This is a genomic window from Micromonospora marincola, assembly GCF_056150385.1.
Genome location: NZ_JAXCFT010000005.1, coordinates 155,936 through 176,794, shown reverse-complemented (window position 1 = coordinate 176,794; position 20,859 = coordinate 155,936). Strand labels below are relative to the sequence as shown.

The window sequence follows — 20,859 nt, the reverse complement described above, 5'->3', positions numbered from 1 at the left end:
TCACCGCCCCCGCCACCGGCGCACGGGGGCCGGCTGCTCGTCGCGGTCCTCGTCGTCGATCTGGTCGTCGGTCTCGTCGTAACCGGCGTCCGGCTGGTCGTCGATTTCCGGCTCCTCGTCCGGAGCCGACCGCTGCCCGCGGGAACCGTCGGTGGACTGCGTGCCGGACCGGCGGCGCAGCGCGTCCGCGCCGCCGCGCAGCCGGCCGCTAACCGCGTCGATGCCGCTGCCAGCGGCTGCGGTCGCCGCGGCCCGACCGGCGGTGACAAGCGGCGCGCCGAGCTTGCCGAGGTTGCCCAGTTGGGGGTTCGACCCGAGCAGGCCGGTGGCCATCTGCTTCAGGCCCGCCGGGTTCTGGCTGGCCCGGCCGGCGGCGACCGCGGCGGCCAGGGTGAGCGCCGTCCGCAGCTTCCGGCGACGGCCGAGGACATATCCGAATCCGACCGCCAGGGCGATCCGAGCTCCACTCTTCACAAGTTCTCCTTCGCTCCCCGGCGGAGGGACACCTCATGCGTGGCAACAGGCGCGGGAAACCCGGGCGGCAGTACCCGGCAGAACATGCGCAAAACATTTCCCCAGCGAAATCGGAAAGGGGTCGCGGCCGGGGCGGAACTTCGCAGCGAAGCACTAACGAGCAGGGCGAAGGTGAGAAATGAGGGACTTCGTCAGTGGGTCGGCAGGGCGGAATCCAGACACATCCTGGCGTGCGTTTTTCCGCCCTTCTCCCGCAATTCCGCGCCACATCTGCGAAGCACCGAAATCGCCCCGGCGTTGTCCGGTGTCGTGTCGGCCACGACCGTGTGCATGCCGGCCGCGGCGGCAGCATGCAGCAACTCCCGCAGCGCGGCGGCGCCCAGGCCGCGACCCCGCGCCGACCGACCGAGCCACATCCCGGTCTCCACCGTCCCCGGCTCGTCCCGGCGGGTCATCCGCACCATGCCGACCACCTCACCGCCGGAGACGATCGCGAACATCAGGGTGCGCGTCGGCCCGTCCAGCCCGCCGAAGCTGGCTCGGTGGAACTCGCGGAAGGCGTCCCGGCGGGCCAGCGACCAGCCGGCCGGGGCGTCCACCGGGGGCATGACATCCTCCGGTTCCGCCTCCGCCGCCGCTACGGAGAGCAACGGCTCCATGTTCCGCTCGTCCACCGGCTCCAGCCGTACCGCACCCGTCACGAGCCGGAGTCTGCCGGCCCCTCCGACGCGCGTCCACCCCTTTGCGCACTCATTGCCGGTACGGCGGGGCGGGTCGGCCGGTCGTACCCCCGGGGTGTTCCGGCTCACGCTGCGTTGTCATCCGACCGGTCCGTTCCGGGGTGAGAGCGCTCACCATCGGCGGGAAGCGACGTCTGTCAACGCCGCCGGTTACGGGCCCGCGACGAACGCAGCCGACGCAGCCGACCGATCAGCAACGGCTCGGTGGCCAACGCCGCCGGATGGTCGAGCAACGCGTTGAGCAGTTGGTAGTAGCGGGTCGCGGACAGCCCGAACGTGTCCCGGATGGCCTGTTCCTTGGCGCCGGCGTGCTTCCACCACTGGGACTCGAAGGTGAGGATGCGCCGCTCCCGCTCGGTCAGCCCACCTACCGGTTCCGCCGCAACGGGGCCGGCCGCGTCGTCGTCGCCGGCCGCGTCGTCGCCGCCGGCCGTATCGTCGCCACCGGCTTCGGGCGAGGTGGCGCCGACGGGCTCGGCCGGAGTGCGCGGCGGGGGGACGGCCGGCCGGCGCGTACCCTCCGTCGGGCCGGACGGGTCGGGCCGCTCCACGGCGGTCCGGTCCGGGGCGTCGGCGGACATGGCGCTCCTCTCCGACGAAGAATGACCGGCGCGGGAGACGCGCCGGCCGAGGGGAACCCCAGCGTAACCAGGGCCGCCCTCGGCCGCATCGCCCCGCGCCGCCGTCGCCTGGTGACGGCGGCGCGGACGGCGGGTCAGGAGATGTCCCGCCGGCGCATCGTCCAGAACGCGCCGACCAGGGCCGCCGCGGCGCCGATGGCGAACACCACCGCCGACTGCTGCCAGGTCACCACGTACCTGGCCGGCTCACAGGCGCCCCTGGCGAACTGGCAGGTGTCGTAGTCGAACAACTCTGCCTGCTTCATGAACCACGACTGGGCGTACGTGGAGAGCACGTAGCGGTCGCCGAACGGCACCGACAGCACGCCGACCGCGATCCGGATGCCGATCTCGCTGACCGCGAAGAGCGCCACCGCGGCCCCGAGCGCCATCGCGGTGTGCCGGCCCAGCGAGGCGAGCGCGAAGGCGACCGCGCCGACCACGAGCACCAGCGCCACCGCTCGCAGGCCGTCCAGCCCGATCGACTGCCACACCCCGGCGGTCATCTTCGCGGTGGTCCCGCGGGACGAGCCGATCAGCCAGAACACCGCCGTCCACAACGCGCCGAGCACGACGCTCAGCCCGAGCACGGTGGTGAGCAGCGCGGCCAACTTGGTGCCCAGCACGGCGAGCCGTCTCGGTCGCCACAGCAGCAGGTTCATCATCCCGCCGGTGTTCCACTCGGCGCCCACGAAGGAGGCGCCGACGATGAACGCGAAGAGCGCCACCGCGCCGGCGAAGACGGCGATGAACGTGGGGAACTCGGCCCGGAAGTCGAACTGGTAGGGCAGGTTCCACTTCGGGTCGAACATCTCCGGCTGCGGCTGGTAGTCCTTGCCGCAGTTCGGGCCGTACCGGTCCTCGGTCTGCTCGCCGCGGGCCTGGGCGGCCTCGCACTCGGTCACGGTGCGCTGCCAGTCCTGGACCGACTGCCGGTACTGGCGGTCGGACTCGGCCTGGGCGGCGGCCACCGTCTCCGGCGAGAGCTTGTGGCTGGAGAAGCTGAACGCGGTGGCCACGGTGGCGAGGCCGAGCACCAGCAGGACGAGCAGCAGCCGGGTGAGCCGGCGCTTGGCGAGCCGGCGCAGCTCGGTGACGAACAGGCTCATGCGCCCCAACCTCCTGCGGTGCCGGTCTGGTCGACCTTGGCGGACTGATCGACCTGACGGTTCTGGCCGGGGACCGGCGCGGTGGCGGTCAGTTCGAGGAAGACGCTCTCCAGGTCGACCGCGACCGGGGTGAGCTCGCTGACGTAGAGGCCCTGCTCGGCGAGGAGCCGGCTGACCACCGCCGGCTTGTCCACGCCGGACAGCATCAGGTGGTCGGGCTCGCTGGCGACGCGGATCCCGGAGCGGGTGAGCGTCTCCACGGCCCGGGGCAGGTCGTTGACCGCCTCCAGGCGCACCCGCACGGAGCCCTGGGAGTGCGCCGCGAGCACCTGCTCGACCGGCCCGAACGCGACCCGCCGGCCGAGCGAGATGATGGTGACCGAGTCGCAGATAAGCTGGATCTCGCCCAGGATGTGGCTGGAGAGCACCACGGTCATGCCGGACTCGGCCAGGTTGCGCATCAGCCCGCGCATCTCCCGGATGCCGCCCGGGTCGAGGCCGTTGGCCGGCTCGTCCAGGATCAGCAGCTTGGGCTCCTTGAGCAGCGCGGAGGCGACGGCGAGCCGCTGCTTCATGCCGAGCGAGTAGGTCTTCACCCGCTCCCTGGCCCGGTCGCGCAGCCCGACCAGCTCCAGCACCTCGTCGACCCGCTGCTTCGGCAACTCGCCGGCCCGGGCGAGCAGGCCGAGCGTGTCCCGCGCGGAGAAGTGCGGGAAGAACTGCGGGCTCTCCACGATGGCGCCGACCTGCCCGGCGACCGCCGGCAGCGCCCGCGGCAGCTCCTGGCCGAGGATCGCCATCCGGCCGCCGTTGGGCCGGATCAGCCCGAGCAGCGTACGCAGCGTGGTGGTCTTGCCCGAACCGTTCGGGCCGAGGAAGCCGTGCACCTGGCCGGCCTCGACCCGCATGTCGAAGCCGTCGAGCGCGTGGCGGACCCCGCGTTTCCGGCTCCGGTACGTCTTACGGAGACCCTCGATCTCCAGGACAGCCGACACAGCTGACCTCCCCCGATAAGTTAGGCGACAGCGACACCATACGCGGTATGCACGCAAAGGCAATACCCGGTATGCAGTGTCGGTGTGTTAAGCGGGGGCCCCGCCTATACCGGAGGCGTTAAGCGGGGCCCCCTCCTTACACCTCAGGCGCAGACGACGTGCAGGCCCGCTTCGCGGAACGCCTGCAACAGGCTCGGTGACGCTCCGGAGTCGGTCACGAGCGTCTCCACCCGGTCCACCGGGCAGATCCGGGCGAACGCGTGCCCACCCAGCTTGGACGAGTCGGCGATGACCACGACCCGCTTGGCGCGGGCCACCATGAGGCTGTTCATGGCCGCCTCGCCCTCGTGGTGCGCGGCGGCGCCGAGCTGCGGGTCGATCGCGTCCACACCGAGCAGCGCGACGTCCAGGGTGACCTCACGCAACAGCGCCCCGCCCAGCGGCCCGACCAGCTCGAACGACTTCGGCCGGACCACGCCGCCGGCCACCACCACCTTCATCCGCGAGCGCACCAGCAGCTCGTTGGCGATGTTCAGCGCGTTGGTGACCACGGTGAGCTGGGCGCCCTCGGCGCTGGTGTTGAGATCCGGGCGGACCGCCAGGGCGCGGGCCACCTCGGTGCTCGTGGTGCCGCCGTTCAGGCCGACCACCGTGCCCGGGGACACAAGCGCGGCGGCGGCGGCGCCGATCCGCTGCTTCTCCGCCGAGTGCTTGGCGGTCTTGTAGCGCAGCGGCAGGTCGTAGGAGACGCCGTTGGCGACCGCGCCACCCCGGGTCCGCGTGATCATCTGCTGCTGGGCGAGCTGGTCGAAGTCCCGCCGGATGGTCGCCTGGGAGACCTCCAGCCGCTCGGCCGCCTCCTCGACGCTTACCCGGCCGCTGTCGGTGAGCATCTCGAGCAGCGCGTTCCAGCGCGCGTAGCGGTCCACCGCGGGGGCCTCCCCTGACTGTGCACGTACGGTGATCGGTTGCGTGCACAGTAGTGCGCGAAACTCGGTCTGCGCAAAACCCTGTTCTGCGCGAACCGGGAGACGGTTGCGACGCCCACCCCACTTCGCGCAGAATGACGCGCGAAAGAAGGCCGGATCGCGCCGTATTGCGCAAGGTCTCCCCGGGCGAGGAGTTGTCATGGCGTACGTGCACGCGGAGATCGCGAGCCAGCCCGACTGCTGGCGGGAGGCGGCCCGGCTCGCGCCGACAGTCGCCGAGCGCCTGCCGCAACCCGGCGAGCGGGTCGCCGTCGTCGGTTGCGGCACATCGTGGTTCATGGCGGCGGCGTACGCCGGGCTACGCGAGACCGCCGGGCAGGGCGAAACCGACGCCTTCCAGGCCAGCGAGTTCCCCACCGGCCGCCGCTACGACCGGCTCATCGCGATCACCCGCTCCGGCACCACCACCGAGGTGCTCGACCTGCTCGCCGCGCTACGCGGGCAGATCCCCACCACGGTCCTGGTGGGCGACCCGGCCTCGCCCGCCGTCACCCTGGCCGACGCCACCGTCGCGCTGCCCTTCGCCGACGAGCGTTCCGTCGTGCAGACCCGCTTCGCCACCACCGCGCTGGCGTTGCTCCGCGCCCACCTCGGCGAGGACCTCGGCCGGCTGGCCGCCGACGCCGAGGTGGCCGTCCGGGCCCCGCTGCCGATCGACCCGGCCCGCATCGAGCAGGTCACGTTCCTCGGACGCGGCTGGACCGTCGGGCTGGCCCAGGAGGCGGCGCTGAAGTGCCGCGAGGCGGCCACGTTCTGGGCCGAGGCGTACCCGGCCATGGACTACCGGCACGGCCCCATCTCGGTCGCCGCCCCGGGCCGGCTGGTCTGGGCCTTCGGTGGGATCCCGGACGGGCTGGCGGAAGACGTGGCGGCCACCGGCGCGGCATTCGTGCACAGCCGCACGCACGGCTGCCGCACGGTGCTGACGAGCTGGGCGGCCGGCCGCAACCCCGTCGACCCGATGGCCGACCTGATCCTCGCCCAGCGCTTCGCGGTCGCGCTGGCCACCAGCCGCGGCCTCGACCCCGACGCGCCCCGCCACCTGACCCGGTCCGTGGTTCTGGCGTGAGCGAGCGCAGCGAGCGAACCGGCCGGCTCAGCGTCCAGGCGCCTCGCGGCGTCGGTGAGCGAAGCGAGCCGACGGCGTGAGGTCGGGCGACGAGGTCGTCGTCGCGCTGGACGTGGGCGGCACCGGGATGAAGTGCGCCCTGGTCCGACCGGACGGCACGACCGTGCACACCGAACGGCACGCCACCGGCGCCCAGCGCGGCCCGGACGCCGTGGTCGGGACGATCCTCGACGTGGCCGAGGGCCTGGCCGCCACCGCACGCGCCGGCGGCTTCACGCCTGTCGCCTGCGGCATCGCCGTGCCCGGGGTGGTCGACGAGACCCGCGGGGTGGCGGTCTGGTCGGCGAACGTGGGCTTCCGGGACGTACCGCTGCGGGACCTGGCCCGGACGCGCCTGCGCCTGCCCGCGGCGCTCGGCCACGACGTGCGGGTGGGTGGCCTGGCCGAGGCCCGGCTCGGCGCCGGCCGGGACGCCGGCCACGTGCTCTTCGTCGCGATCGGCACCGGCATCGCCGCCGCGCATGTGGTCGACGGGTCGGCCGCCGCCGGCGCGCACGGCGCCGCCGGGGAGATCGGACACATCCTGGTACGCCCCGGCGGCCCGCCCTGCGGCTGCGGTCGGGCCGGCTGCCTGGAGGCGGTCGCCTCGGCCTCGGCGATCGGCCGTCGCTACACGGATCTGGCCGGGGTGCCGACGACCGCCGCCGAGGTGGCCGACCGGGCGGCGGCCGGCGAGCAGCTCGCCGGTGAGGTTTGGTGGGAGGCGGTCGAGGCGCTCGCCGACGGGCTCGCCACCGGGCAGGCGCTGTACGACGTGGCGACCGTGGTGATCGGCGGCGGCCTGGCGCAGGCCGGTCCCCGGCTGTTCGACCCGCTGCGCGGCGCGCTGCGTGAGCGGCTGACGTTCCACCGCGAGCCGCGCCTGGTCGCCGCCGCCCTCGGCGACGAGGCCGGCTGCCTCGGCGCCGCCCTGTTGGCCCTGGACACACTGGTGAAGGAGAGTCGATGACCCGGCGCGTGACCGGCAAGGTGGTGACCCCGACCGGCGTCATCCGGCAGGGCTGCGTGGAGATCCGGGACGGCCGGATCAGCGCGGTCGCCGACTACCCGTCGGTGCGCGACGGACACTGGATCGTGCCCGGCTTCGTGGACATGCACACCCACGGCGGCGGCGGGCACACCTTCACCACGGGCGACCCGTCCTCCGCCCGGCAGGCCGCCGCGTTCCACCTCGGCCACGGCACCACCACGCTGCTGGCCAGCCTGGTCAGCTCCCCGTTCGCGCTGATGCGGGACGCCACCGCCGCGCTCCGGCCGCTCGTCGAGTCGGGCGTGCTCGCCGGCCTCCACTTCGAGGGCCCCTACCTGTCCGCCGACCGCTGCGGCGCGCAGAACCCGGAGTTCCTGCGCGACCCGTCCACCGACGAGCTGACCGAGCTGATCGAGCTGGGCGGCGGCGCGGTCCGGATGGTCACGCTGGCACCGGAGCGGGCGGGCGCCATCGCCGCGATCGAGTTGCTTGTGGCGAACGGCGTCGTGGCGGCCGTCGGGCACACGGACGCCACCTGGGCGCAGACCCGCGCGGCGGTGGCCGCCGGGGCGAGCGTCGGCACCCACCTGTTCAACGGCATGCGTCCACTGCACCACCGCGAGCCCGGCCCGGTGGTGGCGCTGCTGGAGGCCCCGAACGTGGTCTGCGAGCTGGTCGCCGACGGCGTGCACCTGCACGACGGCATGCTCGGCTTCGCCACCTCGGTCGCCGGCCCGGACCGGGCCGCCCTGGTCACCGACGCGATGGCCGCCGCCGGCATGCCCGACGGCGAGTACGAGCTGGGCGGCCAGGCGGTCACCGTGGCCGGTGGCGAGGCCCGGCTCACCCGCGACGGCGCGATCGCCGGCAGCACGCTCACCATGGACGCCGCGCTGCGGCACGCGGTCGGCGCGGGAGTCGCGCTGCCCGACGCCGCCCGCATGGTTGCCACCACCCCGGCCCGCGCCCTCGGCCTCGGCGACCAGGTGGGCGCGCTCCAGGCCGGCCTGCGCGCCGACCTGGTGGTGTTGGACGACGACCTGAACGTGGTCCGGGTGATGCGCGCCGGCGAGTGGGTGGAGTGAGCCGGGCGGGTCAGCCGGCGGCCGGGACCTCGACGCCGAGCACGGCCTGCTCGTCCGGGCGGTGCACCAGGACGTCCGCCAGATAGGAGTGCACCGCCCGGCGCATCCCCACGTCCCGGCCGGCCCGCTCGGAGAGCAGCCACTTGTGCTCGATGATCTGGGCGAACAGCTCCTGCGGCTCCAGCTTCCGCCGCAGGTGCGCCGGCACCGCCCGGACCACCGGCTCGAACACCTCGGTGAGCCAGCGGTGCGCGGCCTGCTGCTCGTCGGTCAGGTCGCTCTCCACCCGGTAGGCGTCCAGGTCGTTGAGGAGCTTGCGGGCCTGGTTCTCCTCGGCGTCCAGGCCGGTGAGCCGCAGCAGCCGCCGGGTGTGGTAGCCGGCGTCGACCACCTTGGGCCGCACCAGGTAGCGTCCGTTGTCGACGGTCGACAGCGCCACCTCGGCCACGTCGAAGCCCATCTCGTTGAGCCGACGGATGCGGCCCTCGATGTCGTGCCGGGCGGCGCGCTCGACCTGCTGCTCGTAGGTGATCTCGTGCCAGAGCTGCTCGTAGCGCCGCACCACCTCCTCGCAGACCACCTCCGGGTCGATCGACTCGTGGAGCAGGCCGGCGGCCTGGAGGTCGAGCGCCTCACCGAAGATGTTCACCCGGGCGATCTCCAGGTCCTCCCCGCGCTGGCCGTTGGAGAGCGACGGGTGCAACGCCCCGGTCTCGGCGTCCACCAGGTAGGCGGCGAATGCGCCCGCGTCCCGCCGGAACAGCGTGTTCGACAGCGAGCAGTCGCCCCAGAAGAAGCCGGTCAGGTGCATCCGGACGATGAGCGCGGCAAGCGCGTCAAGCAGCCGGTTCATTGTCTCCGGGCGCAGCGTGTTGGAGAACAGCGCACGGTAGGGCAGGGAGAACTGGAGGTGCCGGGTGATCAGCACCGGGTCGAGCGGCTCGCCGTCGTCGGTCTGCCGGTCCGCCACGATCGCGATCGCCTCGACGGACGGGAAGTCGATCCGCTCCAACGCCCGCAGCAGGTCGTACTCGCGCTCGGCGACCCGCTCGCCGGTCTCCTTCACCGCGTAGACGTAGCCGCCGAGCCGGACGAACCGGACGATGTGCCGGGAGATGCCCTGAGGTAGCGCCACCAGATGCTCGGCAGGCCACTCGGCCAGCGGTGTCGACCAGGGAAGGTCGAGCAGCGCCGGGTCGACGAGGGCCGAAGTGATCCGCACGGCCACCAGTGTGACCGGTGACCGCCGGGAAACGCTTCTCTTCGTGGCTCGGCACACAACCGCCGATGCCCGGTCCGCCGTCGGCGGCCGGTAGCGTGTTCGCGTGCGTCAGACCTCAGGGGTACGCCGCGACCTGCGGCTGCGGCCCGTCCGTCCGGCCGGGTGGTGGTGCGACGGGCTGCTGCTCGCCGCGCTCGTGGCACTGACCGTGGCGCTTGCCGCTGGGCACCTGTTCGGGCTCGACCGGGCCGTCGCCGACTGGTCGGCCGCGCACCGGCCGACCGCCGCCCGCTGGGTCGCGATGGCGTTCAACCTGCTCGGCCAGGGCACCCCGCTGACGCTGCTGGCGGCCGGGCTGGGCGTGCTGCTGGCGCTGCGGCTGCGCTCGGTGCGGGCCGTGCTGCCGCCGGTGACCGCGTTCGTGCTGACGTTCTTCACGATCGGCCCGCTGAAGGTGTGGACCGCCCGCCCGGCGCCGAGCGCCAGCGTGAAGGAGCCGTTCCTGCCGCCCGAGCAGACCCTGCCGCTGTTCCAGCACGAGCTGCCGGTGCGCTTCGCCCAGTCGTACCCGTCCGGGCACGTGGCCAACGCGATCGTCTGGTACGGCGTGCTCGCCCTGCTGCTGGCCCCCCTGCTGCGCACGGTCGGCCGCGTCGTCCCGCCCCGGCTGGTCACCGTGGTCCGGGTGGCGCCCCCGGCGATCGTCTTCTGCACCACCGTCTACCTGGGCTGGCACTGGCTCACCGACTCGATCGCCGGGCTGCTGCTCGGGCTGCTGCTGGACCGGCTGCTGCGCCGGGTGCCCTGGGACGACCTGCCGCTGCCCCGGCGGCTGGGCGGATGGACGCGCCCGGTCGGCTGGTCCGCCCCGGACTGATCCACCGCCCGTTCACCCCGAGCCCCTAGGCTGCCGTTGTGGAACGGCTGGCGCGGCGGCTCGGCGTACCCGATGCGGTGGTCATCGGTCTGGGCTCGATGCTCGGCGCGGGCGTCTTCGTGGTCTTCGCCCCGGCCGCGTCGGCGGCCGGCGGCGCCGGGCTGCTCGTCGCGCTCGCGCTCGCCGGCTTCATCGCGTTCTGCAACGCCACCAGCTCGGCGCGGCTCGCCGCCCGTTACCCGGAGTCCGGCGGCACCTACGTCTACGGCCGGGAGCGGCTGCACCCGTTCGCCGGCTTCGTCGCCGGGTGGGGGTTCGTGGTCGGCAAGACGGCGAGCTGCGCGGCGATGGCGCTTACCATCGGGGCCTACCTGTGGCCGGGGCGGGCGCGGCTCGTCGCGGTCCTCGCGGTCGTGGCGGTGACCGCGGTGAACCTGCGCGGCATCGGCAAGACCGCGACCGCCACCCGGGTGCTTGTCGCGGTGGTGCTCACCGTGCTGGCCGTGGTGGCGGTGACCGGCGCGCCGCACGTGGCGGCCGACCGGCTCACCGGTTTCGCGGACGTCGGGACGCACGGCGTGCTCACCGCCGCCGGCCTGCTCTTCTTCGCCTTCGCCGGCTACGCGCGGATCGCCACGCTCGGCGAGGAGGTCCGCGACCCGGAGCGCACCATCCCCCGTGCGGTGCCGCTGGCGCTCGGCGCGGTGCTGGCGATCTACCTGACGCTTGCCGTGGTCGCGCTCGGCGTGCTCGGCTCCGGCCGGCTCGCCGCCTCGACGGCCCCGCTCGTCGACGTGGTGACCGCGGCCGGCCGGCCCGGACTGGCCTGGCTGGTCCGGGCCGGGGCCGCAGTCGCGGTGACCGGGGTGCTGCTCTCCCTGCTCGCCGGCGTCGGACGCACCACGCTGGCGATGGCCCGCCACCGTGACCTGCCGGGCACGCTGGCCGCCGTGCACCCGCGCCACCGGGTGCCGCACCGCGCCGAACTGGCCGTGGCCGCCGTGGTGATCGTCGTGGTGTCGCTTGCCGACGTCCGGGGCGCGATCGGCTTCTCCAGTTTCACGGTGCTCGTCTACTACGCGATCACCAACGCCTCCGCGTTGACGCTCGGCCCGACGTTGCTCGCCGCGCTGGGGCTGGTCGGGTGCCTGGTGCTCGCGGTCAGCCTGCCGCTGCCGAGCGTGCTCGCCGGCTTCGGTGTGCTCGCCCTCGGCGCACTCTGGTACGCCCTCCGCCACCGCTGACCGGGCTCACTCTTCCGGCTGGCGAGGAACCGGCGCGGCCGGCGGCCCGGGGGTGGTCTCCCGAAGCAGGGCGGTCAGCCCGGCCCGCCGGGCCACCACAGTCAACCGGTCGCCGGCGCGCAACACCACGCGCGGGTCGACCGACCAGTCGGCCTTCTGCCCGGTGCGGGTGTGCGCGAGCAGGCGCACCTCGCCCGGGCGGGCGACCGCGCCGAGCGGGCGACCGTCAAGCGGCGAGTCGGCCACCACCGGCACCTCGGTGACCAGCAGCGCGTGCCTGTCGACCGGGATGGTGGCGATCACCGCGCGGTCCAGCAGGGCCGCCGCGAACGACGGCGCGGCCAGGTAGGACACGCTGCGCGAGATGCCGATCCCGAACGCCTGCTGGATCCGCTCGGCGAAGTCGCCGTCGAACAACCGCAGCACCACCCGCAGGTCCGGGTCGAGGGAACGGGCGATGAGCGCGGCACGCAGGTTCGCGCCGTCGTCGGTGGAGACGACCACAAGCGCCTGGCTGGTGTCGACCGAGGCGGAGCGGAGCGTCTCCTCCAGGCCGGCGTCGGCGACGATCACCGGCACCCCCAGCCGGTGCGCCAGCGCGGCGCCCCGCGCGTCGGGGTCCTTGTCGATCGCCACCACCTCGACGCCGAAGTCGTGCAACTGGGCCATCACCCGGGTGCCGATGTTGCCCAACCCGACCACCACCACGTGCCCGGACCGGTCGGGTTGGATCCGGCCGGAGTGCAGGGCCAGCCGGGCGTTGACGATGCCGTCGACCACGGCGGCGGTGATCAGCGGGATCAACGCCAGCCCGGCCAGGTTGAGCACCACCTGCATCACCTGGGCGGCGGCCGGCTTGTTGACGTCCGGATCCTGGCCGCTGAGCGTGGTGACCAGGGTGAGGTAGAGCGCCTCGCCCCAGGTGACGCCCGCCGCCCGGGCGTTCAGCCAGCCGAGCACCGCGATCACCCCCAGCAGCACCAACACCGCAATGCCGATCTTGCGGGTGGCGAAGCTGCGCGCGGCCCGGAGCACCACCTCCACCGGCTGGCGGCGCCGCCGGGCCCGCACCAGCCGGCGGGCCGCCAGCTCGGTGCCCGCCGGCCGGCCGGTCGCCTCGGCCAGCACCACGTCGGCCGCGGCCTCGTCGGCGGGCAGCACCCGGACCAGCTCCGGATCGGTCGTGACGGCCAGGCCGCAGACCACGTCCTGCGGGCGTACGTCGGTGCGACGCGCCACGTAGAGCGTGCGACCGGCGTGCCGGAAGTGGGTCGGCGCCAGCTCACCGAGCGCGGCGGCGACGAAAGCGGGAGCGGCCATCGAGGCGTCGGAGATGACCGCCGAGTCGGGGAAGAGCTGACGCAGCCCGTCGGCCAGGTTGGTGTTGTACATCCGCACCACCAGCCGCAGCCGGGGCTCCACCTCCTGGGCGCAGAGCGCGGCGTGCATGTTGCCCACGTCGTCCTGGTGCAGCAGGGCCAGCCCGTCCGCGTCGGCCAGCCCGGCCCGCCGGAACGTGGCCTCGTCGAGCCGGTCCGCCGTCACCACGCGTACCCCCGGCACGTCCCGCCCGTCGGGGCCGTCGGACCGGCGGCGTTCCGGCACCACGAGCGTGACCCGGACCTGACCGGCGGTCGGATCGGTGGCGAGCAGCGCCCGCACCACCCAGTAGGCAAGCGGGTCGGAGCCGCAGACCACGTAGTGGGGCAGCTCGTCGCCGTTCGGCCGGAACCGCCACCCGGTCGCGCGACGCGCGCGGTCGCGCAGGGGCTCGGCCATGCCCGGATCGTAGTCAGCCGCTCGCGGCCGGCGCAGCCCCCGATCTTGAACGCATGTCGCGGCCGGGCGCGGGTAGAGCAGCGGCATGCAGACGTTCCTGCCCCATCCGGACTTCCTGGCCAGCGCCCGGACGCTCGACCAGAAGCGGCTGGGCAAGCAGCGCGTCGAGGCCATCCAGGTGCTGCGCGGGCTGACCCGGCCGGACTACGGCTGGCGCAACCATCCGGCGGTGAAGATGTGGGCCGGGTACGAGGAGGCGCTTACCCGCTACGGGCTGGACATGTGCGCGGTGTGGTGCGAGCCCGGCCGGGCCGACACCTGCGCCGCCACGCTCGCCACCGACCTCGCCGTCGCCTGCGGCATCACGACGATCCGGACCCAGGGCGAGCTGGCCGCCACCGGTGACCTTCCGCCCTGGCTGGGCCGCGACGACGTGCACCGCAGCCACCGCTCGTCCCTGCTGCGCAAGGACCCCACCCACTACGCCCCGCTCTTCCCCGACACCCCCACCGACCTGGAGTACGTGTGGCCCCCCTCCGACCGCCCCCGCCGCTGCCTGTCGTGAGAGGACGGCCCCGCCTAGGGTGTGGGAATGACGAGCGCGCCGCGGGAGGCTGAGACGCGCATCGGTCCGGTCGGCGCGCTGCTGTGCCGAGTGGTGTTCCTGGCGATCTGTCTGCCCGGACCGGTCCTGCTGGTCGCCGGCGTCTCGCAGAGCCAGAGGCTGTCCACCACCGACTTTTGGGGCCTGCTCGCCGGGGATCTCCTGACGACGATCGTCAGCGTCGGCTTCGGGGTCTGGGGCTTGCGCCTCGTCACCCGCTCGCGCCGTGACGCGCGGCGGCTCGCCGCCACCGGCATCCCCGCCACGGCGGAGGTTCTCACGGTGGCCAACCATCTGGGTGGGGAGGAGACCGGGCTGAAACTCCGCCTGCGGATCAGTGGTACCGGATTCGCCTCCTTCGAGGTCGAGGCGATCCGCCCCGACGACCCGGCCCTCGTGCCTGGAGCGCGTCTGCCAGTGGTGGTGGACCCGGCGGAACGCGTCTTTTCGTTCGGGTAGCTCGCGCCCCGCGTGTTAAGCGGGGGCCCCGCCACATCCGAATGCGTTAAGCGGGGCCCCCGCCTTTCACCTCGGGCACACTGGGAGGCCGGGGAGGTGGGGCGTGGGGCTGTCGCGACAGGTTGGCCGGCTCATCGGCGTACGCGAACATGTGGTGGACCCGGGCGGCGGTGGCGCGGCCCGCGTGCCGCGACCGGCGTCGGCGCTCGTGGTGGGTGGTGGCATCGCCGGCATGTCGGCGGCGGTGGTGCTGGCCGAGCGCGGGGTGGCGGTGACCGTGCTGGAGGCCGCGCCGCACCTCGGCGGCCGGCTCGGCGCCTGGCCGGAGGCGCTGCCGGACGGTGTGCAGCGCAACGAGCACGGGTTCCACGCGTTCTTCCGGCAGTACTGGAACTGGCGGTCGATCCTGCGCCGGGTCGACCCGACGCTTGGCTTCCTCAAGCCGGTCCCGGGCTATCCGATCCTGTCCGCGCGGTGGCCGACCGAGGAGTTCGGCAAGCTGCCGCCGGCCCCGCCGGCCAACCTGCTGGCGCTGCTGCTGCGCAGCCCGAGCGTGCGCCTGGCGGATTTGCGCGCGATGGATCGGGACGCGGCGCTGCCGCTGCTCACCTACGACCCGGTGCGCACCTACGCCGAGTTCGACGAGCGGACCGCGGACGAGTTGCTCACCTCGTTGCGGCTGCCGGACCGGGCCCGGGCCATGCTGTTCGAGGTCTTCTCGCACTCGTTCTTCAACCACGAGGCGGAGATGTCGGCCGCCGAGATGATCGCCCAGTTCCACTTCTATCTGCTCGGCAACCCGGAGGGGCTGGCCTTCGACTGCCCGGACCAGGACTATGCGACGGCGATCTGGGAGCCGCTGACCCGGCACGTGCAGAAGCACGGCGGCCGGGTGCTCACCGGCGCGCCGGCCGCCCGGCTGGACCGTACCCCGGACGGTTGGCGGGTGATCGGCGCGGACGGTGACACCTGGGCGGCCGGGCACGTGGTGCTCGCGGTCGACCCGCCGGCGCTCGCCGCGCTTGTCGCGGCCTCCCCCGGCCTGGGTGCGGCGGCGCCCGAGCTGGTGGCGCGGATGCCCGCGTTCGGCCGGCCCGGCCCGCCGTACGCGGTGGCGCGCTACTGGATGGACGGTGACGTCCGGCCCGACCGGGCGGTGTTCAGCGGGGTGTCCCGCCAGCCGACGTTGGACTCGGTGACGCTCTACCACCGGCTGGAGGCGGAGCCGCGCCGCTGGGCGGAACGCACCGGCGGCTCGGTGGTGGAGTTGCACGCGTACGCCTGCGAACCGGACGTGCCGGCCGACGAGTTGGCCGCGCGGATGCTGCGGGAGCTGACCGCGCTCTGGCCGGAGGTGGCCGACCTGCGGGTACGCGAGCTGCGCGCCCGGGTCGAGGCGCAGGCGCCGGCGTTCACGCCTGGTAGCCACGCCGGCCGTCCGGGGGTACGCACCGACGCCGCGGGGCTGTATCTGGCCGGGGACGGGATCCGCACCGAGTTCCCCAGCGCGTTGATGGAGCGTTCGGCGGCGACCGGGATCATCGCGGCGAACCACATCCTGCGGGCCGAGGGGGCGGCGGCCGAGCCGGTCCGTTCGATCCGTCCGCGTGGCCTGCTGGCCCGTCGCTGAGTCGTCGATGAGATCGAAATGCGTTGCCCGCGTTTCCGGCATCGATCTACCGTGAGCGCGCAAGGTCAACCGCTGTTCCGGGAGCCGTCCATGTCGCTGCGATCCGCCACCACGATGCCGTCGTGGCTGTCCGGCGCTGACGGCCCATGGTCCGGAAGGCGCGACTGACGCGCGCCCGCGCGTCCCCGTCGCGCCGCCCGGTCCCCGTGGACCGGGCGGCTTTTTCGTACCACCGATCGGGAAGGGAGTGCCCGGTGGACGCCGTCCTCGTCATCAACGCCGACCTCGGCCCGCTGCACCGGGTCACCGTCCAGCACGCCATCCGGATGCTCTGCCGCCGGGTCGCCGAGATCCACGAGGCCGAGCCGGACCGGCTGATCGGCGTCTTCCCGCTGCCGCGGGTGGTCCGCCTCGTCCGGTACGTGGTGACGCGCTGGCGGTTCCGCGCCGGCCCGGCCTGGTCCCGCGCCGGGGTGCTGGCCCGCGACGGCCGGCGGTGCGCCTACTGCGACGGCCCGGCCAGCACGATCGACCACGTCCTGCCCCGCTCGCGCGGTGGCCGGAACACCTGGGGGAACACCACCGCCGCCTGCTACGGCTGCAACCAGCGCAAGGGCGACCGGACCCCGGCCGAGGCGGGCATGCCGCTGCGGCGGGAGCCGACGACCCCGAGCTGGGTCGCGCTGGCGCGGTGACGGACGGCCGGCGGGCACAGGGGGCGGTGCCGGGGGTACGCCTCCGGCGCGGCGCCCGCCGGGGGCTGCTGCCGAAGTGGCAGGGGTTGCGTGCCCGGCTCACGGCCAGGTGCCGCACCCAGCCCAGGAACCTGCCGTACATCGCCACGCCGTCCGGCGGCTGGGCATTCAGCCGGGTCAGGTCGGCGATCGCCTCGTGCAGCAGCTCCGCCATGTCGACGGCCAACCACTTCGGTTCGCCTGCGTACTGCGCGGCCAACTCCAGCCGGGCCGGTCCGCAGGGCCACGGGTTGGCGCAGGCCGCACAGAACCACAGCGGCTTGACGGGTGCATGGCACTGCATGTCCACCTCCGGAAGGGTCGGCTTCGGCTGGCACCCCGCCACACCGGGCGTCACCTCCAGCAGAGCGAGGGCCTGCACTCATCGCACACCAGCCATCACCGCCCTGTCAATCTGGGCACCCCCTTCCGGGGACCCCCATCTGGGGAGATGATTCTGTGCCTATGTTCAGCCCATGTCCGAGGGACCCGGGAAGCTGATGGGACCGTGGGAGATCTGCGAACGGCTCGGGGTGTCCCGATCGCGGTTCCAGCAGATCGCCATGCGCCCCTCGTTCCCGAAGCCGTACCAGGAGCTACGCGCCACGAAGGTGTGGTTGGCCGCCGACGTCGAAGCCTGGATCGCCGAACACCGACGGCCCCGACCAGCCGACGACGAGTAGGCCCGTCGGTCGCTCGGAACCGGTGATCGACTCCAGTTCGCCGAGGTGGCGGGGTAGCGGCTCTCGGGATGCCGCCACTCCCCCGAGCTGGCGCCTGCTCGGCCCGGGGAACCGCTCAGAACGGCAACCCTTCGCGTTCCGTCACCGGATCGGCGGGATGCGCCGTACCCAGAGGGTGGTGCCGGTCAAACGACGATCAAACCGGCGGAGTCCAGCGGAAGCGCGGCGGTCGGCGCTCAGTGACCGCCGCCACCCCCTCGCGAGCCTCGCCGCTGGCCCGCACCTGGGCGTGCCACCAGGCGATCCGGTCGGCGTCGGCGCGCCCGTCCACGATCTCCTTCGCGGCGGTCACGGTGAGCCGGGACCGTTCGGCGATCGTGGCGGTCAGCGCCGCCACCCGGTCGGCGAGCGAACCGGCCGGCAGCACCTCGTCGACCAGGCCGATCCGCGCCGCCCGCTCGGCGTCGATCAGCTCGCCGGTGAAGAGCAGGTGCTTGGCCGCGGACGGCCCGACCAGGCCGGCCAACCGGCGGGTGGTCGGCGCGGGATAGACCAGGCCGAGCCGGGCCGGGGGTACGCCGAAGCGGGCGTCCGCCGCGGCGAGGCGCAGGTCGCAGGCGACGGCGAGCTGGCAGCCGCCGCCGACGCAGGCGCCCTCGATCGCCGCCACGGTGGGGCGTCCGAACGCGGCGAGCCGTTCCTCGGCGGCCACCGCGATGCTGCCGTCACCGGCGTCCAGCAGCTCGTCCAGGTCACCGAGGTCGGCGCCGGCGCAGAACGTGCCGCCCGCGCCGGTGAGCACGAGCGCCCGCACCACCGGGTCGGCCTCCAGGCCGTCGAGCAGCACTGGAAGCTGCCTCCACATGGCCGGGGTCATGGCGTTGCGGCGGGCCGGGTTGCGGATCACCACCGTCGCCACCGGGCCGGTGACGGTGACGGTCAACTCCGCGTCGGACATGGGTCCGACCGTAACGGGCGGGGCCCGGTGACCACCCGTTCGGGGTGGCCGCCGGGCCCCTGGGGTCGGGCGGTCAGGTCAGGAGACGTCGACCGCGGTGTCGTCGATGACGAACGAGGTCTGCAACGAGAGATCCTCGGTGCCGGTGAACTTCAGCGTGACCGTCTGCCCGGCGTACGACGCCAGGGAGAAGGACTTCTGGCTGTAGCCGGTGGCCTTGTCCAGGTTCGAGTAGGTCGCCAGCGTCGCCAGCACGGTGCCGGAGGAGTTGAGCACCTGCACGGTGAGCTTGTCGTACTGCACGCTCGTCGTGCTCTCCGCCGAGTCGATGTGCAGCCAGAAGCTGAAGTTGTAGGTCGAGCAGCCCGATGGCAGGCTCACCGACTGCGCGATGTTCTCGTTGCTGCGGTAGCCGTAACCGTTCAGCCAGGAGAACCGGGTGCCGCCGTGCGCCGACTGGCCGGTGAAGGAGCCGATCGTGCCGGTGGTGCCGGTCCAGGGGCTGGTGCCGGACTCGAAGCCCGGGTTGCCGAGCTTCTGGCCGGCGCCGGTGCAGCCGCCGCTGCCGCCGGTGACGGTAAGCGAGTACGTGGCGGTCTTCGCCCCCGACGTGGCGCTGCCGGTGACCGTCACCGAGTAGGTGCCGGACGGGGTGGTCGAGCTGGTGGCGATCGTGAGGGTGGACGAGGCGCCCGAGGTCACCGAGGCGGGGCTGAACGACGCGCTGGCGCCGCTCGGCAGGCCGGACGCGGAGAACGTCACGGTCTGCGCGGTCCCGCTTGTGGTGGCCGTGGCGACAGTGGCGGAGACGGAACCGCCCGCGGTCACCGACCCGGCGGTCGGGGAGAGCGAGACGGAGAAGTCGTTGCCGGTGGAGCTGCACGGCGCGTCGCTGCCGGCGACGTTCACCGCGGTCCACGCCGCCTGGACGGTCTTGTACTCGGTCGAGCAGTTGCCGTACAGGTCGGTCGCCGCCCGGAGGCTGTACGCCCGGGCGGTGTTCGACGGGGTGGTGTTGTTGACGTACGAGGTGTTCGAGGTGAAGTACACGTCGAGCGCCCGGTACCAGATCTTCTCCGCCTTGTCGCGGCCGATGCCGGTGACCGCCGGGGCCGAGCCGCAGACCGGCGACGTGCCGTACGCGGTGGCGCCGGTGCCCTCGGCGAGGTTGAAGTAGAAGTGGTTGCCCACGCCGGAGGAGTAGTGCACGTCCTTGTTCTTCGTGCTTGTGGACCAGCACGAGTCGGACGAGCCGTCAAGCGACGGGTTGTACATGTAGCGCAGCGGCGTACCGTTGCCGTTGATGTTGATCTTCTCGCCGACCTGGTAGTCACCCGGGTCGCTCGGCGCGGCGGCGTAGAACTCCATCATGTTGCCGAAGATGTCGCTCGTCGCCTCGTTGAGGCCACCGGCCTCACCGGAGTAGACCAGGCCGGACAGCGCCTCGGTGACGCCGTGGCTCATCTCGTGCCCGGCCACGTCAAGCGAGACCAGCGGGCGGGAGTTGCTGGAACCGTCGCCGTAGGTCATCTGGGCGCCGTCCCAGAACGCGTTGACGTAGTTGTTGCCGTAGTGCACCCGGCTCGGCACGCCCTGGCCGTTGCCGAAGATGCCGTTGCGCCCGTGCACGTTCTTGAAGTAGTCGAACGTCTTCGCGGCGCCGAAGTGGGCGTCCACGGCGGCGGACTGCCGGTTGGAGTTGGCGCCGGTGCCCCAGGCGTTGTCGGCGTCGGTGAACGTGGTGCAGGTGGAGGTGCCGTTGTTCATGTCGCAGGTGCGGCCGTTGCCGTGCGACGGGTCGATCATCTGGTAGGTGCTGCCGGAGAGCGTCGTGTCGATGCTCACCGAGCCGGTGTAGATGCCCTGGCCGCTGCCGACCACCGACTCGATCTCGTCGTACGAGCCGATGACCTTGCCGGTGGTGGCGTCGGTGACGACGTGCAGCTTCGACGGCGTCTGCTTGTCCGCCTTCCACCCGGTGGCGACCGTCTCCCAGGCCAGCCGGCCCTTGCCGCTCGTGGCGTCGACGAAGAGTTCGGGCGCGCCGACGGAGGTGAGGCTGCCGGAGAACGCCTTGCGTGCGCTGGCCTTGGCCGCGCCCGCGCCGACCTTCGCGGTGGTGCCCAGGGTGAGCGGGGCGGACAGGCCGACCGAGGTGCCGGCCATGGTGCCGTTCGGGGCGGTGTGGACGACGAAATCACCGCCGTAGACCCGCAGGCCGTGGTAGGTCCGGGTGTAGCGGGTGTGCGCCGCCCCCGAGGGGTCGACCTTGGTGCGGACGGCCTGGTATGCCTCCCCGCTGGCGCCCTGGACGGCACCCGGGTTGGCACGGAGCAAGCTGTCGGCCCGGGCCGCGGCGGCGGGCTCGGGGTTTGCGGCGCCTGGTGCTGCCGCGTGCGCCGTGGTGGTGACGCAGGCCAGCACGCCGCTGGTGAGCAGCGCTGCGCTGGCGGCGGCGACGGTTCTTTTCACGGGCCCTCCTGGAAGGAAGTTGTGACGGGGGTAGTCACTGATGTAGATATATCTGAGACATCGAAGAACGTGAAAGAGATCGGCGG

The 20,859-nt window shown here is 73.2% G+C and carries 20 protein-coding genes; 10 read left to right on the top strand and 10 right to left on the bottom strand.

The window, feature by feature from the left end:
• The 6 genes from SM450_RS14310 to SM450_RS14285 all read right to left on the bottom strand — a co-directional run bounded on the left by SM450_RS14310 (window position 1) and on the right by SM450_RS14285 (window position 4,867).
• Window positions 1-474, bottom strand: a complete 474-nt coding sequence (locus tag SM450_RS14310; protein WP_474620226.1) for a hypothetical protein — start codon at window positions 472-474, stop codon at window positions 1-3.
• Window positions 475-665: 191 nt separating this feature from the next.
• Window positions 666-1,175: a GNAT family N-acetyltransferase gene (locus tag SM450_RS14305; RefSeq protein WP_474620225.1), complete on the bottom strand. Its 510-nt coding sequence runs from the start codon at window positions 1,173-1,175 to the stop codon at window positions 666-668.
• 176 nt (window positions 1,176-1,351) lie between these two features.
• Window positions 1,352-1,795 carry a DUF3263 domain-containing protein gene (locus tag SM450_RS14300; RefSeq protein WP_474620224.1) on the bottom strand — a complete coding sequence of 148 codons (444 nt, stop codon included), beginning with the start codon at window positions 1,793-1,795 and terminating at the stop codon, window positions 1,352-1,354.
• 134 nt (window positions 1,796-1,929) lie between these two features.
• A complete protein-coding gene (locus SM450_RS14295; RefSeq protein ID WP_474620223.1) occupies window positions 1,930-2,943 on the bottom strand; it encodes an ABC transporter permease subunit in 1,014 nt (337 codons plus the stop codon).
• Window positions 2,940-3,938: an ATP-binding cassette domain-containing protein gene (locus SM450_RS14290; RefSeq protein WP_474620222.1), complete on the bottom strand. Its 999-nt coding sequence runs from the start codon at window positions 3,936-3,938 to the stop codon at window positions 2,940-2,942. The genes SM450_RS14295 and SM450_RS14290 overlap by 4 nt, the downstream gene beginning before the upstream one ends.
• Before the next feature lie 143 nt (window positions 3,939-4,081).
• On the bottom strand, window positions 4,082-4,867 hold the full coding sequence (locus tag SM450_RS14285; protein WP_474620221.1) for a DeoR/GlpR family DNA-binding transcription regulator: 786 nt from the start codon (window positions 4,865-4,867) through the stop codon (window positions 4,082-4,084).
• 199 nt (window positions 4,868-5,066) lie between these two features.
• On the opposite strand from SM450_RS14285, the gene SM450_RS14280 reads away from it, so the two are divergent.
• The 3 genes from SM450_RS14280 to nagA all read left to right on the top strand — a co-directional run bounded on the left by SM450_RS14280 (window position 5,067) and on the right by nagA (window position 8,111).
• Window positions 5,067-5,996 (top strand): SIS domain-containing protein, encoded by a 930-nt coding sequence (locus SM450_RS14280; protein WP_474620220.1) that lies wholly within the window; start codon window positions 5,067-5,069, stop codon window positions 5,994-5,996.
• 76 nt (window positions 5,997-6,072) lie between these two features.
• The gene (locus tag SM450_RS14275; protein WP_474620219.1) at window positions 6,073-7,005 is read left to right on the top strand and encodes an ROK family protein; all 933 of its coding nucleotides are present in this window, start codon (window positions 6,073-6,075) and stop codon (window positions 7,003-7,005) included.
• The gene (gene nagA / locus SM450_RS14270) at window positions 7,002-8,111 is read left to right on the top strand and encodes an N-acetylglucosamine-6-phosphate deacetylase (RefSeq protein ID WP_474620218.1); all 1,110 of its coding nucleotides are present in this window, start codon (window positions 7,002-7,004) and stop codon (window positions 8,109-8,111) included. The genes SM450_RS14275 and nagA overlap by 4 nt, the downstream gene beginning before the upstream one ends.
• A gap of 10 nt (window positions 8,112-8,121) precedes the next feature.
• Here nagA and SM450_RS14265 read toward each other — a convergent pair whose 3' ends face one another.
• On the bottom strand, window positions 8,122-9,333 hold the full coding sequence (locus SM450_RS14265; RefSeq protein ID WP_474620217.1) for a DUF4032 domain-containing protein: 1,212 nt from the start codon (window positions 9,331-9,333) through the stop codon (window positions 8,122-8,124).
• Between the two features lie 103 nt (window positions 9,334-9,436).
• Between SM450_RS14265 and SM450_RS14260 the strand changes: the two genes are divergently transcribed.
• Complete coding sequence (locus SM450_RS14260; RefSeq protein WP_474620216.1) at window positions 9,437-10,210, top strand: phosphatase PAP2 family protein; 774 nt, start codon at window positions 9,437-9,439, stop codon at window positions 10,208-10,210.
• A gap of 38 nt (window positions 10,211-10,248) precedes the next feature.
• On the top strand, window positions 10,249-11,454 hold the full coding sequence (locus tag SM450_RS14255; RefSeq protein ID WP_474620215.1) for an APC family permease: 1,206 nt from the start codon (window positions 10,249-10,251) through the stop codon (window positions 11,452-11,454).
• A gap of 6 nt (window positions 11,455-11,460) precedes the next feature.
• Here SM450_RS14255 and SM450_RS14250 read toward each other — a convergent pair whose 3' ends face one another.
• Window positions 11,461-13,233: an NAD-binding protein gene (locus tag SM450_RS14250; protein WP_474620214.1), complete on the bottom strand. Its 1,773-nt coding sequence runs from the start codon at window positions 13,231-13,233 to the stop codon at window positions 11,461-11,463.
• An 85-nt stretch (window positions 13,234-13,318) separates the two neighbouring features.
• Here SM450_RS14250 and SM450_RS14245 point away from each other — a divergent pair, with 85 nt between their 5' ends.
• The 5 genes from SM450_RS14245 to SM450_RS14225 all read left to right on the top strand — a co-directional run bounded on the left by SM450_RS14245 (window position 13,319) and on the right by SM450_RS14225 (window position 17,343).
• Window positions 13,319-13,798 (top strand): MSMEG_6728 family protein, encoded by a 480-nt coding sequence (locus SM450_RS14245; protein ID WP_474620213.1) that lies wholly within the window; start codon window positions 13,319-13,321, stop codon window positions 13,796-13,798.
• Between the two features lie 27 nt (window positions 13,799-13,825).
• Window positions 13,826-14,296, top strand: a complete 471-nt coding sequence (locus SM450_RS14240; protein WP_474620212.1) for a hypothetical protein — start codon at window positions 13,826-13,828, stop codon at window positions 14,294-14,296.
• 103 nt (window positions 14,297-14,399) lie between these two features.
• Window positions 14,400-15,926 (top strand): FAD-dependent oxidoreductase, encoded by a 1,527-nt coding sequence (locus tag SM450_RS14235; protein ID WP_474620211.1) that lies wholly within the window; start codon window positions 14,400-14,402, stop codon window positions 15,924-15,926.
• A 254-nt stretch (window positions 15,927-16,180) separates the two neighbouring features.
• Window positions 16,181-16,621, top strand: coding sequence for an HNH endonuclease (locus SM450_RS14230; protein WP_474620210.1), 441 nt, complete (start codon window positions 16,181-16,183; stop codon window positions 16,619-16,621).
• Between the two features lie 515 nt (window positions 16,622-17,136).
• Window positions 17,137-17,343: a helix-turn-helix transcriptional regulator gene (locus SM450_RS14225; RefSeq protein ID WP_474620209.1), complete on the top strand. Its 207-nt coding sequence runs from the start codon at window positions 17,137-17,139 to the stop codon at window positions 17,341-17,343.
• 196 nt (window positions 17,344-17,539) lie between these two features.
• On the opposite strand, the gene SM450_RS14220 is transcribed toward SM450_RS14225, so the two are convergent.
• Window positions 17,540-18,301 (bottom strand): enoyl-CoA hydratase/isomerase family protein, encoded by a 762-nt coding sequence (locus SM450_RS14220; RefSeq protein WP_474620208.1) that lies wholly within the window; start codon window positions 18,299-18,301, stop codon window positions 17,540-17,542.
• Window positions 18,302-18,379: 78 nt separating this feature from the next.
• Window positions 18,380-20,773: a M4 family metallopeptidase gene (locus tag SM450_RS14215; protein ID WP_474620207.1), complete on the bottom strand. Its 2,394-nt coding sequence runs from the start codon at window positions 20,771-20,773 to the stop codon at window positions 18,380-18,382.
• Window positions 20,774-20,859: the final 86 nt, after the last annotated feature.